The sequence below is a fragment of the Ornithinimicrobium tianjinense genome (genome assembly GCF_014636495.1).
GTDB classification, from domain to species: domain Bacteria; phylum Actinomycetota; class Actinomycetes; order Actinomycetales; family Dermatophilaceae; genus Ornithinicoccus; species Ornithinicoccus tianjinensis.
Genome location: NZ_BMEM01000004.1, coordinates 119525 through 133639 on the forward strand (window position 1 = coordinate 119525; position 14115 = coordinate 133639).

Genomic DNA, 14115 nt, shown 5'->3' on the forward strand with positions numbered 1-14115 from the left:
CTCAGCTGGAGCGTAGCGCGACGCCGTCCACGAGCGCGCGGAGCGCATCCACGGCCGGACCAGGACACAGACCGTCCAGGAGCGCGCGCGCCTCGTCCGCCAGGCGGGTCGTGTGATCGCGCGCCTGCTGCATCGCCGGGTGCGCGCGCAGCAGCTCAAGGGCCTCGGCGAGTTCGTCCGGGTGGTCGATCGGCCCGCGGGTCAGCGCCAGCAGCCGCTCGTCCGCGGGGTCCTGGGAGGTCCGCGCGTAGAGCACCGGCAGGGTGGCCTTGCCCTCCCGGAGGTCCGTGCCAGGCGTCTTCCCGGAGGTGTCCGCCGCGGACGCGACGTCGAGCAGGTCGTCGGCCAGCTGGAAGACCACGCCGAGGCGCTCGCCATACTCCGTCAGCGTGCGCACGGTCTCCGCGTCGCAGCCGCCGAACATGGCTCCGTAGCGGGCAGCGGTCGCGATGAGCGCGCCGGTCTTGTCCGCGAGGATGCTCAGGTATGCCGTGACCGCGGCCGGGTCGTCCGCGTCGCCCGCCAGGACGGTCCGGTCCGCTTCCTCCGGCGTCGCTCCCGTCTGCAGGTCGTCGCGGATCTGCCCGGCGCACAGCCGCACGAAGGTCTCGGCCTGGATCTTGACGGCCTCGGCGCCGAGGTCCGCCACGACCGAGGACGCCGTCCCGAACAGCAGGTCACCCACGAGGATCGCGGTGGCGTTGCCGTAGCGCGCATTGGCGCTCTCCACGCCGCGGCGCAGGTCCGCCTCGTCCATGACGTCGTCGTGGTAGAGGCTGGCCAGGTGGGTCAGCTCGACCCCGACCGCAGCCTTGACGACCTGCTCGTTCCACCCCTCGCCGACCTCGCTGGCCAGCAGGGTCAGCAGCGGCCGGAAGCGCTTGCCCCCGGCAGCGACGAGGTGCCCCGACGCGCCGGCGATGAACGGGTCGTCGTGGTCCACGACCGCGGACAGCCGGGTCGCGACCGCCGCCATCCCCTCGCCGACCCGCGCCGTCAGCGCGTCGTCGACACCGGGGAGCTGGGGCACACCCGCCTGCGGACTCGCCACGCTCACCGCAGGAAGACCGAGGTGCTCTGCGCGAGATCGAGCAGCGGAGAGGGCATGATGCCCAGACCCAGGGTGACGGCCACGCCGGCCACGATCGCGAAGATCGTGAGCAGCGAGGGAGCCGCGACCTGGGTGTCGCCGGCCTCGTCACCGAGCCACATCCGGACCACCAGGGCGAAGTAGATGTAGGCCGTGACCGCGCTGGCCAGGACGCCGATGACCGCGAGCCAGGCGTAGCCCTGGCTGATCGCCGCGGCGAAGACCGCGAACTTGCCGGTGAAGCCGGAGGTCAGCGGGATGCCGGCGAAGGCCAGCATGAGGAAGGTGAAGCCCGCGGACAGCCACGGCGCGCGGCGGCCCAGCCCCGACCACTGGCCGATCTGGGTCGCCTCGGTGCCCGAGGAGCGGACCAGCGCCACGATCGCGAAGGCCGGGATCGTCATGAAGCCGTAGGTCGCCAGGTAGAACATCGTCGAGGAGATGCCGGCCTGGTCCATCGAGACCAGACCGGTCAGGATGAATCCGGCGTGGGCGATCGAGGAGTAGGCCAGGATGCGCTTGACGTCGGTCTGCACGACCGAGAGGACAGCGCCCACCACCATGGAGAGGGCCGCGACGGTCGCGACGACCGGCTGCCACTCCAGACGGGCGCCCTCGACGGCGACGTAGAAGAGGCGCAGCATGGCGCCGAACGCGGCGACCTTCGTGCACGCGGCCATGAACCCGGTGACCGGGGTGGGGGCGCCCTGGTAGACGTCCGGGGTCCACGCGTGGAACGGCACCGCACCGACCTTGAAGAGCAGTCCGACCGCCACGAGCAGGATGCCCGGCACGAGCAGGCCGTCCATACCGGCGGTGCTGCTGATCGCCGCCGCGATCTCGTCCAGGCGCATCGAGCCGGCGAAGCCGTAGAGCAGGACGGCGCCGAAGAGGAAGAACGCCGAGCTGAAGGAGCCCAGGAGGAAGTACTTCAGCGAGGCCTCCTGCGAGAGCAGGCGGCGACGGCGGGCCAGTCCGGTGAGGATGTACAGCGGCAGCGACAGCACCTCGAGGGCGATGAACAGCAGGAGCAGGTCGTTGGCGCTGACGAAGAGCATCATGCCGCCGACCGAGAGCAGCGTGAGCGGGAAGACCTCGGTGGTCGTCGCGCCCAGCCGCCCGGCGTAGGCCTCCTCGGCCGAGCCGGGCGCCGAGGCGCCGGACTGGGTGAAGGCGTCCGGCTGCTGACCGCCGAGCCGCTCGGCCATCACCAGCATGCCCAGCAGCGCCAGGACGACGATGAGGCCCTGCAGCAGCTGCGCCGGGCCGTCGAGCGCGACCGTGCCGGCGCCGGTGATGCCCTGGTGGTCCGGGGCGAGGACGACGAGCGCCACGAAGGCCAGCACGAGGGTGGCGACGGCGAGGGGCACCTGCACGGCATACCGCTGGGCGCGACCGGCAAAGCCCTCGACGAGGCAGCCCACGAGACCGCCGACGAAGACGATGAGCATCGGCAGCAGCCCGACGAAGTCGATCTCGGGCGCGGTGAACAGGTCGGCCATCAGCGGCCACTCCCCTCAGCGGTGGTGGTGTCGATCGCCGGGGCGGGGTCGGAGATCCCGACGTGCTGCAGGGTCTGCTGCACGGCCGGCTCGAGCAGGTCGAGCACCGGCTTGGGGAAGAAGCCCAGGACGAGGAAGGCGGCGATGATCGGCGCCACGACGAACTTCTCGCGGCCCGTCATGTCGGGCACGTCGAGCTCGGGACGGGGCCCGGTGGCGATCCGCTTGTACATCACCAGGATGTAGGTGGCCGCCCAGATGACGCCGGTGGCGGCGAGCACCCCGATCCACGGGTGCCGCTCGAACAGCCCGACGATGACCATGAACTCGCTGACGAAGGAGTTCAGGCCCGGCAGCGCCAGACCGGACAGGCCCGAGACCAGGAGCGCACCGGCGATGAGCGGGGTGACCCGCTGCCAGCCGCCGAAGTCGCGGATGTCCCGGGAGCCACGGCGCGCGATGAGCATCCCGGCCACGAGGAACAGGCCCGCGGTGGTGAAGCCGTGGTTGACCATGTAGAGCGTCGCACCGGCCTGGGTGACCGTCGTGAAGGCGAAGATGCCCATGACGATGAACCCGAAGTGGCTCACCGAGGTGTAGGCGATGAGGCGCAGCATGTCGTCCTGGTTGATCGCGAGGAACGCGCCGATGATCATCGAGGCGAGCGCGAGCACGAGGATGAGGGGCGTGGCCCACTGGCTGGCCTCGGGGAAGAAGCTGAGGCAGAAGCGGATCATGCCGTAGGTGCCGACCTTGTCGAGCACACCGACCAGCAGCACGGACGTGGCCGGACGGGCCTGCTCCGCGGCGAGCGGCAGCCAGGTGTGCACGGGCCACATCGGCGCCTTGATCGCGAAGGCGAGGAAGAAGCCGAGGAAGAGCCAGCGCCCGGCCTCCACCGACAGGTCCAGCCCGACGAGGTTGCTGACGAGGAATCCCTCGGTCCCGCGCGGCCCCGCGAGGTAGAGCGCGATGACCGCGACCAGCATGATGAGGCCGCCGGCGAGGGAGTACAGGAGGAAGGTCGTGGCGGCGCGGGCCCTTCGGGCACCGCCGAACATCCCGATGAGGAAGTACACCGGGATGAGCATCGCCTCGAAGAAGACGTAGAACAGGAAGACGTCGATCGCGGCGAAGACGCCGACGATCATCGACGTGAGCGCCAGCATCAGCGCGAAGTAGGTGTGCTGACGCCGGTCCGTCGCGGGGACGTCGTCCCAGGCGGCGACGATGCAGATCGGCACGAGGACCAGGCCGAGCAGGATCATCGACAGCGAGATGCCGTCGACGCCCAGCGCGTAGGAGACGCCGAACTGAGGGATCCAGGGGTAGATCTCGGTGAGCTGGAACTGCTCCCCCGACCCGATGGAGTACTGGGTCGTCGCCCCCACCGCCACCGCGAGGGTGAGCAGGGAGAAACCGAGGGCGACGGGGCGCACGGACGCGCTGCCACGCGGCAGCAGCGCCACCACGAGGGCACCGACGAGCGGCAGGACCAGCAGCGTGGTCAACCAGGGAAAGTTCATCACTGCATCACCCACACAGCTCCGAGGATGGCGACGACACCGAGCAGCATCGTCAGGGCATAGGAGCGGACGAACCCGTTCTGGGCCCTCCGCAGGGCCGAGGCCAGCCCGCTGACGCCGGCGGTGGTGCCGCCGGCCAGCGCGCCGTGCACCACGTCGGCGTCCGCCTCGATCGCGGTGCGTGCCAGCGACGTCACCGGGTGGACGAAGAAGGCGTCGTTGGCCTCGTCCTGGTAGAGGTCCTTACGGGCCGCGCGGGTCAGGGCGTTGCCGCGGGGAGCCTCGACCGGGACCTCGTCCGCGACGTACATCTTCCACGCCAGGCCGACCCCGATGAGCATCAGCACGAAGACCGCGACCTGGATGGCCAGGACCGGGATGACGGGCTCGTGGTGGACGGCGTGCCCGAAGACCGGCTCCATCCACGACTCGAAGATGCCGGTGGGCCAGAGGGCCGCGCCGAGAGCGACCGAGCCGACGGCCAGGATCATCATCGGGACGGTCATCGTCAGCGGCGCCTCGTGGGGGTGCACGTCGTCCTCCCAGCGGGCCTTGCCGTGGAAGGTCATGAAGAACAGTCGCGACATGTAGAAGGCCGTGATACCGGCCGCGATCAGGGCAGCGCCGCCGAACACCCACGGACGCCAGCCCTCACCGACGAAGGCCGCCTCGATGATGAGGTCCTTGGACCACCAGCCGGACAGCAGCGGGAAGCCGATGATCGCGAGCCAGCCGGCGCCGAAGGTCAGCCAGGTGATGGGGATCTTGCGACCGAGCGCGCCGAAGCGGCGCATGTCCACGGTGTCCTTCATCGCGTGCATGACGGATCCGGCACCGAGGAACATGCCGGCCTTGAAGAAGCCGTGCGTGAGCAGGTGGAAGATCGCGAAGGTGTAGCCCACCGGGCCCAGGCCGACGCCGAGCATCATGTAGCCGATCTGCGACATGGTCGAGGCCGCGAGGGCCTTCTTGATGTCGTCCTTGGCGCAGCCGACGATCGCCCCGTAGACCAGCGTGATGGTGCCGACGACGGCCACGGCCAGGCGGGCATCGGGGGTGAGGTCGTAGATGGCCTGGCTGCGGGCGACGAGGTAGACGCCCGCGGTGACCATCGTCGCGGCGTGGATCAGCGCGGAGACCGGCGTCGGGCCGGCCATCGCGTCGCCGAGCCAGCTCTGCAGCGGGAACTGGGCGGACTTGCCGCAGGCACCGAGCAGCAGCGCCAGCCCGATCAGCGTCAGGGTGAGCTCGGCGGCCTGGCCGGCGTTGCCGTGCACCGTGGCGAAGTCGAGCGCGCCGAAGGTGGTGAGCATCAGACCCATGCCGATGATCAGCCCGAAGTCACCGATGCGGTTGACGATGAAGGCCTTGTTGGCGGCCGCGGCGTAGGGCGGGTTCCAGTTCCAGAAGCCGATGAGCAGGTAGGACGCCAGACCGACGCCCTCCCAGCCCACGAAGAGCAGGACGTAGGAGTCCGCCAGCACGAGGATGAGCATCGAGGCGACGAACAGGTTGAGGTAGGCGAAGAAGCGTCGCTTGTCCGGGTCGTGCTCCATGTAGCCCAGGGAGTAGACGTGGATGAGCGAGCCGACGAAGGTGATGAGCATGACGAACGCCATCGACAGGGGGTCGATGAGCAGGCCCGCCGCGATGGACAGGTCGCCCACCCCGATCCAGTCCCACAGCGGGACGCTCAGCGAACGCTCCTCGGCCGGTGCTCCCAGCAGCTGGGCGACGACGGCGACGCCGACCACGAAGCTGCCCCAGGACAGGGCGGTGGCCAGCAGCGGCCCCCAGGAGTCGGTGGCTCGCCCGCCCAGGAGAAGCAGCGCGGCACCGACGAGCGGCAGCGCGATCATCAGCCAGCCGACGGCGGCGATACCGCTCGCCTCGCTGGCATGGACGGCGCTCGCGCCGCCCGCCTCGGCGAGCGCGTAGCTGGAGGACACCAGCCCGTGGCTCAGGTCGTGCACAAACACGCGCGCTCCTTACAGCTTGAGCAGGTTGGCGTCGTCGACCGAGGCCGAACGACGCGCACGGAAGATGGACATGATGATCGCCAGGCCGACCACGACCTCGGCGGCCGCGACCACCATGACGAACAGGGTGTAGACCAGTCCGTCGAGCGAGCCGTGCAGGCGCGCGAAGGTCACCAGCGCCAGGTTGCAGGCGTTGAGCATGAGCTCGATGCCCATGAAGACGATGATCGTGTTGCGGCGGGTCAGCACCGTGAGGGCGCCGATCGTGAAGAGCACGACCGCCAGGTAGACGTAGGCCTCCACGCCCATCAGCGCTCACCCTCCTGGTCGTCGGTGCGGTCGACCTGCGGGGTGTCCGGGTCGAACGAGGTGAAGTCGGCGGTGCGGACCGAGGAGCCCTTCTTCGCCGAGACGTCGGTGGCGCCGGGCGACCCGGGCAGGCGGAACTGCTCGGGCGAGGCGACTTGACCGCGGGCGACGAGCACGCGCGGCACCGACTCCTCGACGGGGGTGCCGTCGGGCGCCAGGGCCGGGGTGTCCGCCGCGTTGTGGCGGGCGTAGACGCCGGGGTTGGGCTTGCCGGCCACCCAGCGGTTGGAGCGCACGCGCTCGTCGGCCATCTCGCGCTGGGTGCGGCGAGGCACCAGCCGCTCGCGGTGGGCCAGCACCATCGCGCCCATGACCGCGATGACGAGCAGCGCACCGAGCACCTCGAAGCTGAGCACCTGACGCTCGAAGATCTCGCGGGCCAGCGAGGTCACCGTGCCCTCGGTCTGCGCCGAGGCCAGACCGGTCGGGGTGGGCCACTCGACGCGCGTCAGACCGAACACGGCGGCGACGGCGAAGAGACCGCCGAGCAGGTAGGCCCAGAAGCGCTGGCCGCGCAGGGTCTCCACCATCGAGTCCGAGGCGTCGACACCGACGAGCATGACGACGAAGAGGAAGAGCATCATCACGGCGCCGGAGTAGACGAACACCTGGATGATCCCGACGAACTCCGCGCCCTGGACGATGTAGACGACACCCAGGGTGACCATCACCATGGCCATGGCCATGGCGGCGTGCACCGCCTTGCGGGCGAAGAGCAGCCCGAGGGCGCCGACCACCGTGGTGGCGGCGGCGAGCCAGAAGAGGACCAGCTCGAGACCGTCGATGACGGTCGGGGCGGCCGGGGTCATCGGGAGACCTCCTCGCGCGCGGCGGCGGCGTCACGCTCGGCGACGTGGTCCTTCTGCACCTGGGTCGGGCCGGTGACCTGACCGCGGTAGTAGTCGCGCTCCTCCATGCCCTCGGCCATCGGGAACGGCGGGGCGAGCATGTCGGGCCGCAGCGGGGCGAGCAGCTGGTGCTTCTCGTAGATGAGCGCCTGGCGGGAGGGGTCCGTGAGCTCGTACTCGTTGGTCATCGTCAGCGCGCGGGTGGGGCACGCCTCGATGCACAGCCCGCAGAAGATGCACCGCAGGTAGTTGATCTGGTAGACGCGGCCGTAACGCTCCCCCGGGGAGAACCGCGCCTCCGGGGTGTTGTCGGCGCCCTCCACGTAGATCGCGTCCGCGGGGCAGGCCCACGCGCACAGCTCGCAGCCCACGCACTTCTCCAGACCGTCAGGGTGACGGTTGAGCTGGTGCCGGCCGTGGAAGCGCTTGGCGGTCGGGAACTTGACCTCGGGGTACTCCTGGGTGGGCACCTTGCGGAACATCGTCGCGAAGGTGACCCCGAAGCCGGCCACCGGGGCGAAGAGCTGGGACAGGAAGCCGGGCTCCGGCTTCTGGGAGCCGCTGTCCGCGGGTCGGGCCGGCGCGGCGGCGCGCTCGCGCACGCTCGGCGCCTGCGCGTCCCCCGTCGGCTCGACGGTCGGGTCGGTCTGGTCAGCCACGGCGCTCCTCCGTGTCGTGGGTGGTGGTGGACGTGCTGACGGCCACGGGTGCTGCGGCCTCGACCGCGCGTCGCGGCTCGACGAGCTTCTGCCCGGGCAGCGGCGGGACCGGGTAGCCACCCGCGAACGGGTCGACCTCCGCGGGGACCGCCATGCGCTCCTCCCGTGCGACCGCACGCCGCTGGGCGTAGCGGTCCCACACGAAGATGCCGGCGATGACGAACAGGCCGATGAGCGCCAGGGTGGCCACGGTCACCCAGCGGCCCTCACCGAAGTAGCCCTCCTGGGCCGCCCGGATGAGCATCACGGCGATCACCCAGACCAACGACAGCGGGATGAGGATCTTCCACCCCAGCTTCATGAACTGGTCGTAGCGGACCCGGGGCAGGGAGCCGCGCAGCCACACGAAAAGGAAGATGAAGCTCCACATCTTCAGGGTGAACCAGAGCAGACCCCACCAGCCCTCGCTGAGCATGTCGTCGTTGATGAGGTTCAGCGGCCAGGGGGCGTGGAAGCCACCGAGGAACAGCGTGGTCGCCAGCGCCGAGACGGTGAACATGTTGATGTACTCACCGAGGAAGAACATGCCGAACTTCATCGAGGAGTACTCGGTGTGGAAGCCACCGCCGAGCTCGCCCTCGCCCTCGGCCAGGTCGAAGGGCAGGCGGTTGGTCTCGCCCACCATCGTGATGACGTAGACGACGAAGCTGAAGAAGAGCGGCACGACATACCAGCCCGGGATGCCCAGGAACCACTCCTGCGACTGCAGCTCCACGATCTGGCTGGTCGACATCGACCCGGAGTAGAGGAAGACGGCGACCAGGGACAGGCCCATCGCGATCTCGTAGGAGATGACCTGCGCGGTGGAGCGCAGACCGCCGAGCAGCGGGTAGGTCGAGCCCGAGGACCAGCCGGCCAGCACGAAGCCGTAGGCCCCCACGCCGGCGACCGCGAGCACGAGCAGCACGGCGACCGGGGTGTCGGTCAGCTGCAGCGGCGTGGTGTGCCCGAACATGCTCACCTCACCGCCGAGCGGGATGATCGCGAAGGACACGAAGGCCAGCGACGCGACGATCAGCGGGGCGGCGATGAACATCAGCTTGTCGGCGTTCTTCGGCGTCACGTCCTCCTTGAGGAAGAGCTTGATGCCGTCGGCCAGGGTCTGCAGGATGCCCAGCGGACCGAAGCGGTTGGGGCCGGGACGCTGCTGCATCCGGCCGATGACGCGGCGCTCGAACCAGATGACGACGACGACCGAGAGCACGACGTAGACGAACAGGAAGGCCGCCTTGACCAGCGACAGCCAGACCGGCGTGTCGCTGAAGTCGGCCACCGGCCCGTCCGTCGCCGGCAGCGCCAGTCCGGCGCTGATCAGGTCGGGGTATGCCGTGAGCAGGCTCATGCCTCACCTCGCAGGTCGGTCTGCGCGTCGGGGGTGCCCGCCGCGGCGATACGGACCACGGCGCCGGCGTCCACCCCGAGGGTGGCCCGGACCGCGGAGCCGGTGGAGTTGGTCGGCACCCACACGACACCGTCGTGCATCGCCGTCACGGTGACCGGCAGCACGATCGAGCCACGGTCGGTCGACACCGACACCAGGTCGTCGTCGGCCAGGCCCAGCGCGGCGGCGGTGCCAGCGGACACGCGGGCCCGCGACTGCGGCGCGGTGCCGGCCAGGAAGGGCTCGCCGTCCTGCAGGGACCCCGCGTCGAGCAGGTGGTGCCAGGTGGCGAGGACAGCCTCACCCTCCCCCGGCGCGGCCGGTCCGACCGGGCTGACGGTGGGTGCCGCGGGGCGGGAGTCGACGGTGCCGAGCGAGGTGAGCTCGGCGCGGACGGCGTCCACCGACCCCGTCCCGAGCGACACGCCCAGGGCGGCGGCGAGGCGGTCCAGCACGACGTGGTCGGAGAGCGAGGAGCTGTCCAGGGCCTGCTCGAAGAGCCGCAGGCGGCCCTCCCAGTCGGCGTAGGCGCCTGCCTTCTCCTGCTGCGGCGCGACCGGCAGGATCACGTCGGCGTAGGCGTGCACCTCGGTCTCGCGCACCTCGAGGCTGACGACGAAGGCCCGCTCGAGGGCCTGACGCGCCAACGCCGGGTCGGGCAGGTCGTCGATCTCGAGACCGCCGACCACCAGGGCGTCGATCTCGCCGCGTGCGGCGGCCTCCAGGATCGCTGTCGTGTCGCGACCGGGGGTCGCGGGCAGCCCCGGGCCGTCCACGCCCCAGGCCGTGGCGACCTGGCCGCGGGCGGCCTCGTCGCTGACGAGGCGACCGCCGGGCAGCAGCGTCGGAAGCGTGCCGACCTCGATGCCGCCCCGCTCGCCGGCGCGGCGCGGGACCCACGCCAGTGCGGCGCCGGTGCGCTCCGCCAGCGCGGCAGCGGCGGACAGCGCGCCCGGCACGGTCGCCAGGCGCTCTCCGACGAGGATGACCGAGCCAGCGGTGAGCGCGTCGGCGGCGAGGGTGTACTCGCTCGTCCGAGCCTCGGCGGTGGTCGCACCCGGCAGGGCCTCGGTGGCGCCGTCGACCGGGCGGCTCGCGCCGCTCTCGCGGTGCTGCGCCAGCGCGACGAGCACCTCGGCCTCGGTGCCCGGGGCCGACGCCAGCAGCGTGCCGCCCATCTTGGTCAGACCGCGCGTCGCGAAGGGGGCGACGGCATACACCTGCGTCTTGTTCGTGCGCATGGCCTTGCGCAGGCGCAGGAAGATCATCGGGCTCTCGTCCTCGGGCTCGAGGCCGACGAGCAGGACCGACGGGGCCTGCTCGAGGGTCTCGTAGCTCACCTCGCGCTGACCGACGACGCTGGAGGCGAGGAAGTCCGTCTCCTCCTGGCTGACCGGCCGCGCACGGTGGTCGACGTCGTTGGTGCCGAGGGCGACGCGGGCCAGCTTGGCGTAGGCGTAGGCGTCCTCGACGCTCACCCGGCCACCGACCAGCACTCCCGCCGCGCGGGCGCCGCGCAGGCCGGCCGCCGCGGCGGCGTAGGCCTGCTGCCAGGAGACGACGGCATACTCGCCGTCGGTGCCGCGGGCCACCGGGTCGCGCAGGCGGTCCGGCAGGGTCGGGTAGGTGAAGGCCCACCGACCCTTGTCGCAGTTCCACTCCTCGTTGACCTGCGGGTCGTTGATCGCCATCCGGCGCAGGACCGATCCGCGGCGGTGGTCGGTGCGCAGGGAGCACCCGGACGCGCAGTGCTCGCAGACGCTGGGCGTGGAGACGAGGTCGAACGGGCGCGAGCGGAAGCGGTAGGCCGCCCCGGTGAGCGCGCCCACCGGGCAGATCTGCACGGTGTTGCCCGAGAAGTAGCTCTCGAAGGGCTTCTCCTCGTAGATGCCGACCTGCTGGAGCGCGCCGCGCTCGATCAGGGCGATGAAGGGGTCGCCGGCGATCTGGTCGGAGAAGCGGGTGCAGCGGGCGCACAGGACGCAGCGCTCGCGGTCGAGCAGGACCTGGCTGGAGATGTTGACGGGCTTGGGGAAGGTCCGCTTGATGTCCTCGAAGCGCGAGGTCGGGCGGCCGTTGGACATGGCCTGGTTCTGCAGCGGGCACTCACCGCCCTTGTCGCAGACCGGGCAGTCGAGCGGGTGGTTGATGAGCAGCAGCTCCATCACGCCGTGCTGGGCCTTGTCGGCGACCGCGCTGGTGTGCTGGGTCTTCACCTCCATGCCCGGCCCGACGACCATCGTGCAGGAGGCCTGCGGCTTGGGCATCGGCTTGAGGTTGCCCTCGCGGTCCGGCATGGCCACGTCCACGAGGCACTGGCGGCAGGCGCCCACGGGCTCCAGGAGCGGGTGGTCGCAGAAGCGCGGGATGTGGATGCCGACCTGCTCGGCGGCACGGATGACGAGGGTGCCCTCGGGGACGGACACCGGCACCTCGTCGATGGTCAGCTCGACCATCTTCACGGTCGGCTTCTCGGTCGTGGCGTCGCCGCCGTCGGAGACGGAGTTGCCGCCTGCTGCGGGGGAGGTCGTGACGGTCATGCGGGCTGGCTCTCCTTCGCGAACAGGGTGGAGCGCTCCGGCGGGAAGAGCTCGTACCAGGGCGTGGTCATCCCCTGCTCGAACTCCTCGCGGAAGTACTGGATGGCCGAGGTCACGGGGCTGGTCGCACCGTCACCCAGCGCGCAGAACGCGCGGCCGAGGATGTTGTCGCAGATGTCGTCCAGCTTCTCGATGTCGCCCTCGTGGCCCTGGCCGTTCTCGAGGCGGTTCATGATCTGCTTGAGCCAGAAGGTGCCCTCGCGGCACGGGGTGCACTTGCCGCACGACTCGTGCTGGTAGAACTCGGTCCAGCGGGCGACGGCGTGCACCACCGAGGTGGTCTCGTCGAAGATCTGCAGGGCTCGCGTGCCGAGCATCGAGCCCTCCTTGGCGACCGACTCGAAGTCGAGCGGGACGTCGAGGTGGGCGTCGGTGAAGATCGGCGTGGAGGAGCCTCCCGGCGTCCAGAACTTCAGCCGGTGACCGTTGCGCATCCCGCCGGCCATGTCGATGAGCTCGCGCAGCGTGATGCCGAGCGGTGCCTCGTACTGGCCGGGGCGGGCGACGTGACCGGAGAGGCTGAAGATGCCGAAGCCCTGGGACCGCTCGGTGCCCATGCCCGAGAACCAGTCGGCGCCGTGCAGCACGATCGGGGGGATCGAGGCGATCGACTCGACGTTGTTGACGACGGTCGGGCGCGCGTAGAGACCGGCGACCGCGGGGAACGGCGGCTTGAGGCGCGGCTGGCCGCGCCGACCCTCGAGCGAGTCGAGCAGCGCCGTCTCCTCACCGCAGATGTAGGCGCCGGCACCGGCATGGACGGTGATGTCCAGGTCGAAGCCGGAACCAAGGATGTTCTTGCCGAGGTAGCCCTTGGCGTAGGCCTCCTCCACCGCGCGCATCAGGCGGCGGTAGACGTGCACGACCTCGCCGCGCAGGTAGACGAACGCGTGGTTGCAGCCGATCGCGAAGGAGGTGATGGCCATGCCCTCGATGAGGAACTGCGGGGCGGCCATGAGCAGCGGGATGTCCTTGCAGGTGCCCGGCTCGGACTCGTCGGCGTTGACGACGAGGTAGCGGGGGCCACCGTCCGGCGGGGGCAGGAAGCCCCACTTCATACCGGTCGGGAAGCCGGCGCCGCCACGGCCGCGCAGGCCGGAGTCCTTGGCCATCGCGACCAGGTCGGCGGGGTCCTTCTGGAGCGCGGCGCGCAGGGCCTGGTAGCCCTCGTTGGCCTCGTAGGTCTCCAGGGTCCAGGACTGCGGGTGGTCCCAGAACTTGGTCAGGACCGGGGTCAGCACGGTGCTCACTGGCCGTCCTCCTTGGACTTGGGCAGCTCGTCGGGCGCGTTGGTGCCCGCGTTGACGGAGGTATGCCGTCCCGGCGCCAGGCCTTCCTCGGCCTGCGCAGCGGGGCTGGCGCTGGTGTCCGCGCGCTCGTCGCCGGGAGCGGTCCAACCCTGCTCGCGGGCCAGGAGCGTGCCGCGCACCGAGGCCTCACCGGCGCCGACACCCTCGTCGGCCAGGCCGTCGGGGAAGCCGGCCAGCACGCGGGAGACGTGCTTGAAGCTGCAGACGCTGCGCGGGCCGCGGGTCGGGGCGACCTCCTCGCCGGCCCGGAGCCGGTCGACGATGTCCTTGGTGGAGTCGGGGGTCTGGTTGTCGAAGAACTCCCAGTTGACCATCACGACGGGTGCGAAGTCGCAGGCCGCGTTGCACTCGACCCGCTCCAGGGTGATCTTGCCGTCGGCGGTGGTCTCGTCGTGCCCGACGCCCAGGTGCTCGCTGACCTCGTCGAAGATCTGGTCGCCACCCATGATGGCGCACAGGGTGTTGGTGCAGACGCCGACGGTGTACTCGCCGTTGGGGTGGCGCTTGTACTGGGTGTAGAAGGTCGCGACGCCGCTGACCTCGGCCGTGGTCAGGTCCAGCTGCTCGGCGCAGAAGTGGACCCCGCGGCCGGTGACGTAGCCGTCGACCGACTGGACGAGGTGCAGCATCGGCAGCAGGGCCGAGCGCTTCTGCGGGTAGCGCGCGATGATCGCGGCCGCGTCGGTGCGCAGCTGCTCCAGGACGTCGTCGGCGTACGGCTCCTCCGACGCCTGGAGGGGCGTCTGGTGGTGGAGCGGTGCCTCGCCGTGGAAAGTGTCGTTGCTCATGTG

Annotated in this window: 11 protein-coding genes; all 11 read right to left on the minus strand. The window is 70.6% G+C overall.

All coding sequences use genetic code 11. From position 1 onward, the window contains the following. Position 1: 1 nt before the first annotated feature. Positions 2 to 976, minus strand: coding sequence for a polyprenyl synthetase family protein (locus IEV65_RS12180; protein WP_188431583.1), 975 nt, complete (start codon positions 974 to 976; stop codon positions 2 to 4). Positions 977 to 1053: 77 nt separating this feature from the next. Further along, a complete protein-coding gene (gene nuoN, locus IEV65_RS12185) occupies positions 1054 to 2592 on the minus strand; it encodes an NADH-quinone oxidoreductase subunit NuoN (protein WP_188431180.1) in 1539 nt (512 codons plus the stop codon). Further along, positions 2592 to 4118: an NADH-quinone oxidoreductase subunit M gene (locus tag IEV65_RS12190; protein WP_229735229.1), complete on the minus strand. Its 1527-nt coding sequence runs from the start codon at positions 4116 to 4118 to the stop codon at positions 2592 to 2594. The genes nuoN and IEV65_RS12190 overlap by 1 nt, the downstream gene beginning before the upstream one ends. Next, positions 4118 to 6091 (minus strand): NADH-quinone oxidoreductase subunit L, encoded by a 1974-nt coding sequence (nuoL, locus tag IEV65_RS12195; RefSeq protein ID WP_371870170.1) that lies wholly within the window; start codon positions 6089 to 6091, stop codon positions 4118 to 4120. Before nuoL ends, IEV65_RS12190 begins: the two co-directional genes overlap by 1 nt. 15 nt (positions 6092 to 6106) lie before the next feature. Beyond that, complete coding sequence (nuoK, locus tag IEV65_RS12200) at positions 6107 to 6406, minus strand: NADH-quinone oxidoreductase subunit NuoK (RefSeq protein ID WP_188431182.1); 300 nt, start codon at positions 6404 to 6406, stop codon at positions 6107 to 6109. Beyond that, entirely contained in the window at positions 6406 to 7275 is an 870-nt protein-coding gene (locus tag IEV65_RS12205; protein WP_188431184.1) for an NADH-quinone oxidoreductase subunit J, read from the minus strand. The genes nuoK and IEV65_RS12205 overlap by 1 nt, the downstream gene beginning before the upstream one ends. Continuing rightward, positions 7272 to 7916, minus strand: a complete 645-nt coding sequence (nuoI, locus tag IEV65_RS12210) for an NADH-quinone oxidoreductase subunit NuoI (protein ID WP_188431589.1) — start codon at positions 7914 to 7916, stop codon at positions 7272 to 7274. The genes IEV65_RS12205 and nuoI overlap by 4 nt, the downstream gene beginning before the upstream one ends. 49 nt (positions 7917 to 7965) lie before the next feature. After that, complete coding sequence (gene nuoH, locus IEV65_RS12215; protein ID WP_188431186.1) at positions 7966 to 9375, minus strand: NADH-quinone oxidoreductase subunit NuoH; 1410 nt, start codon at positions 9373 to 9375, stop codon at positions 7966 to 7968. Next, the gene (locus IEV65_RS12220; RefSeq protein ID WP_188431188.1) at positions 9372 to 11954 is read right to left on the minus strand and encodes an NADH-quinone oxidoreductase subunit G; all 2583 of its coding nucleotides are present in this window, start codon (positions 11952 to 11954) and stop codon (positions 9372 to 9374) included. Before IEV65_RS12220 ends, nuoH begins: the two co-directional genes overlap by 4 nt. Beyond that, positions 11951 to 13264 (minus strand): NADH-quinone oxidoreductase subunit NuoF, encoded by a 1314-nt coding sequence (gene nuoF / locus IEV65_RS12225; protein ID WP_188431190.1) that lies wholly within the window; start codon positions 13262 to 13264, stop codon positions 11951 to 11953. The genes IEV65_RS12220 and nuoF overlap by 4 nt, the downstream gene beginning before the upstream one ends. Further along, on the minus strand, positions 13261 to 14112 hold the full coding sequence (nuoE, locus tag IEV65_RS12230) for an NADH-quinone oxidoreductase subunit NuoE (protein ID WP_188431191.1): 852 nt from the start codon (positions 14110 to 14112) through the stop codon (positions 13261 to 13263). The genes nuoF and nuoE overlap by 4 nt, the downstream gene beginning before the upstream one ends. Positions 14113 to 14115: the final 3 nt, after the last annotated feature.

Bases quoted from the DNA above. Each gene is read 5' to 3' on its own strand.
- nuoE (WP_188431191.1), bottom strand. From the start codon at position 14,112: ATGAGCAACGACACTTTCCACGGCGAGGCACCGCTCCACCACCAGACG.
- IEV65_RS12220 (WP_188431188.1), bottom strand. From the start codon at position 11,954: ATGACCGTCACGACCTCCCCCGCAGCAGGCGGCAACTCCGTCTCCGAC.
- nuoH (WP_188431186.1), bottom strand. From the start codon at position 9,375: ATGAGCCTGCTCACGGCATACCCCGACCTGATCAGCGCCGGACTGGCG.
- nuoN (WP_188431180.1), bottom strand. From the start codon at position 2,592: ATGGCCGACCTGTTCACCGCGCCCGAGATCGACTTCGTCGGGCTGCTG.
- IEV65_RS12190 (WP_229735229.1), bottom strand. From the start codon at position 4,118: ATGAACTTTCCCTGGTTGACCACGCTGCTGGTCCTGCCGCTCGTCGGT.
- IEV65_RS12180 (WP_188431583.1), bottom strand. From the start codon at position 976: ATGGCGGCGGTCGCGACCCGGCTGTCCGCGGTCGTGGACCACGACGAC.
- nuoK (WP_188431182.1), bottom strand. From the start codon at position 6,406: ATGGGCGTGGAGGCCTACGTCTACCTGGCGGTCGTGCTCTTCACGATC.
- IEV65_RS12205 (WP_188431184.1), bottom strand. From the start codon at position 7,275: ATGACCCCGGCCGCCCCGACCGTCATCGACGGTCTCGAGCTGGTCCTC.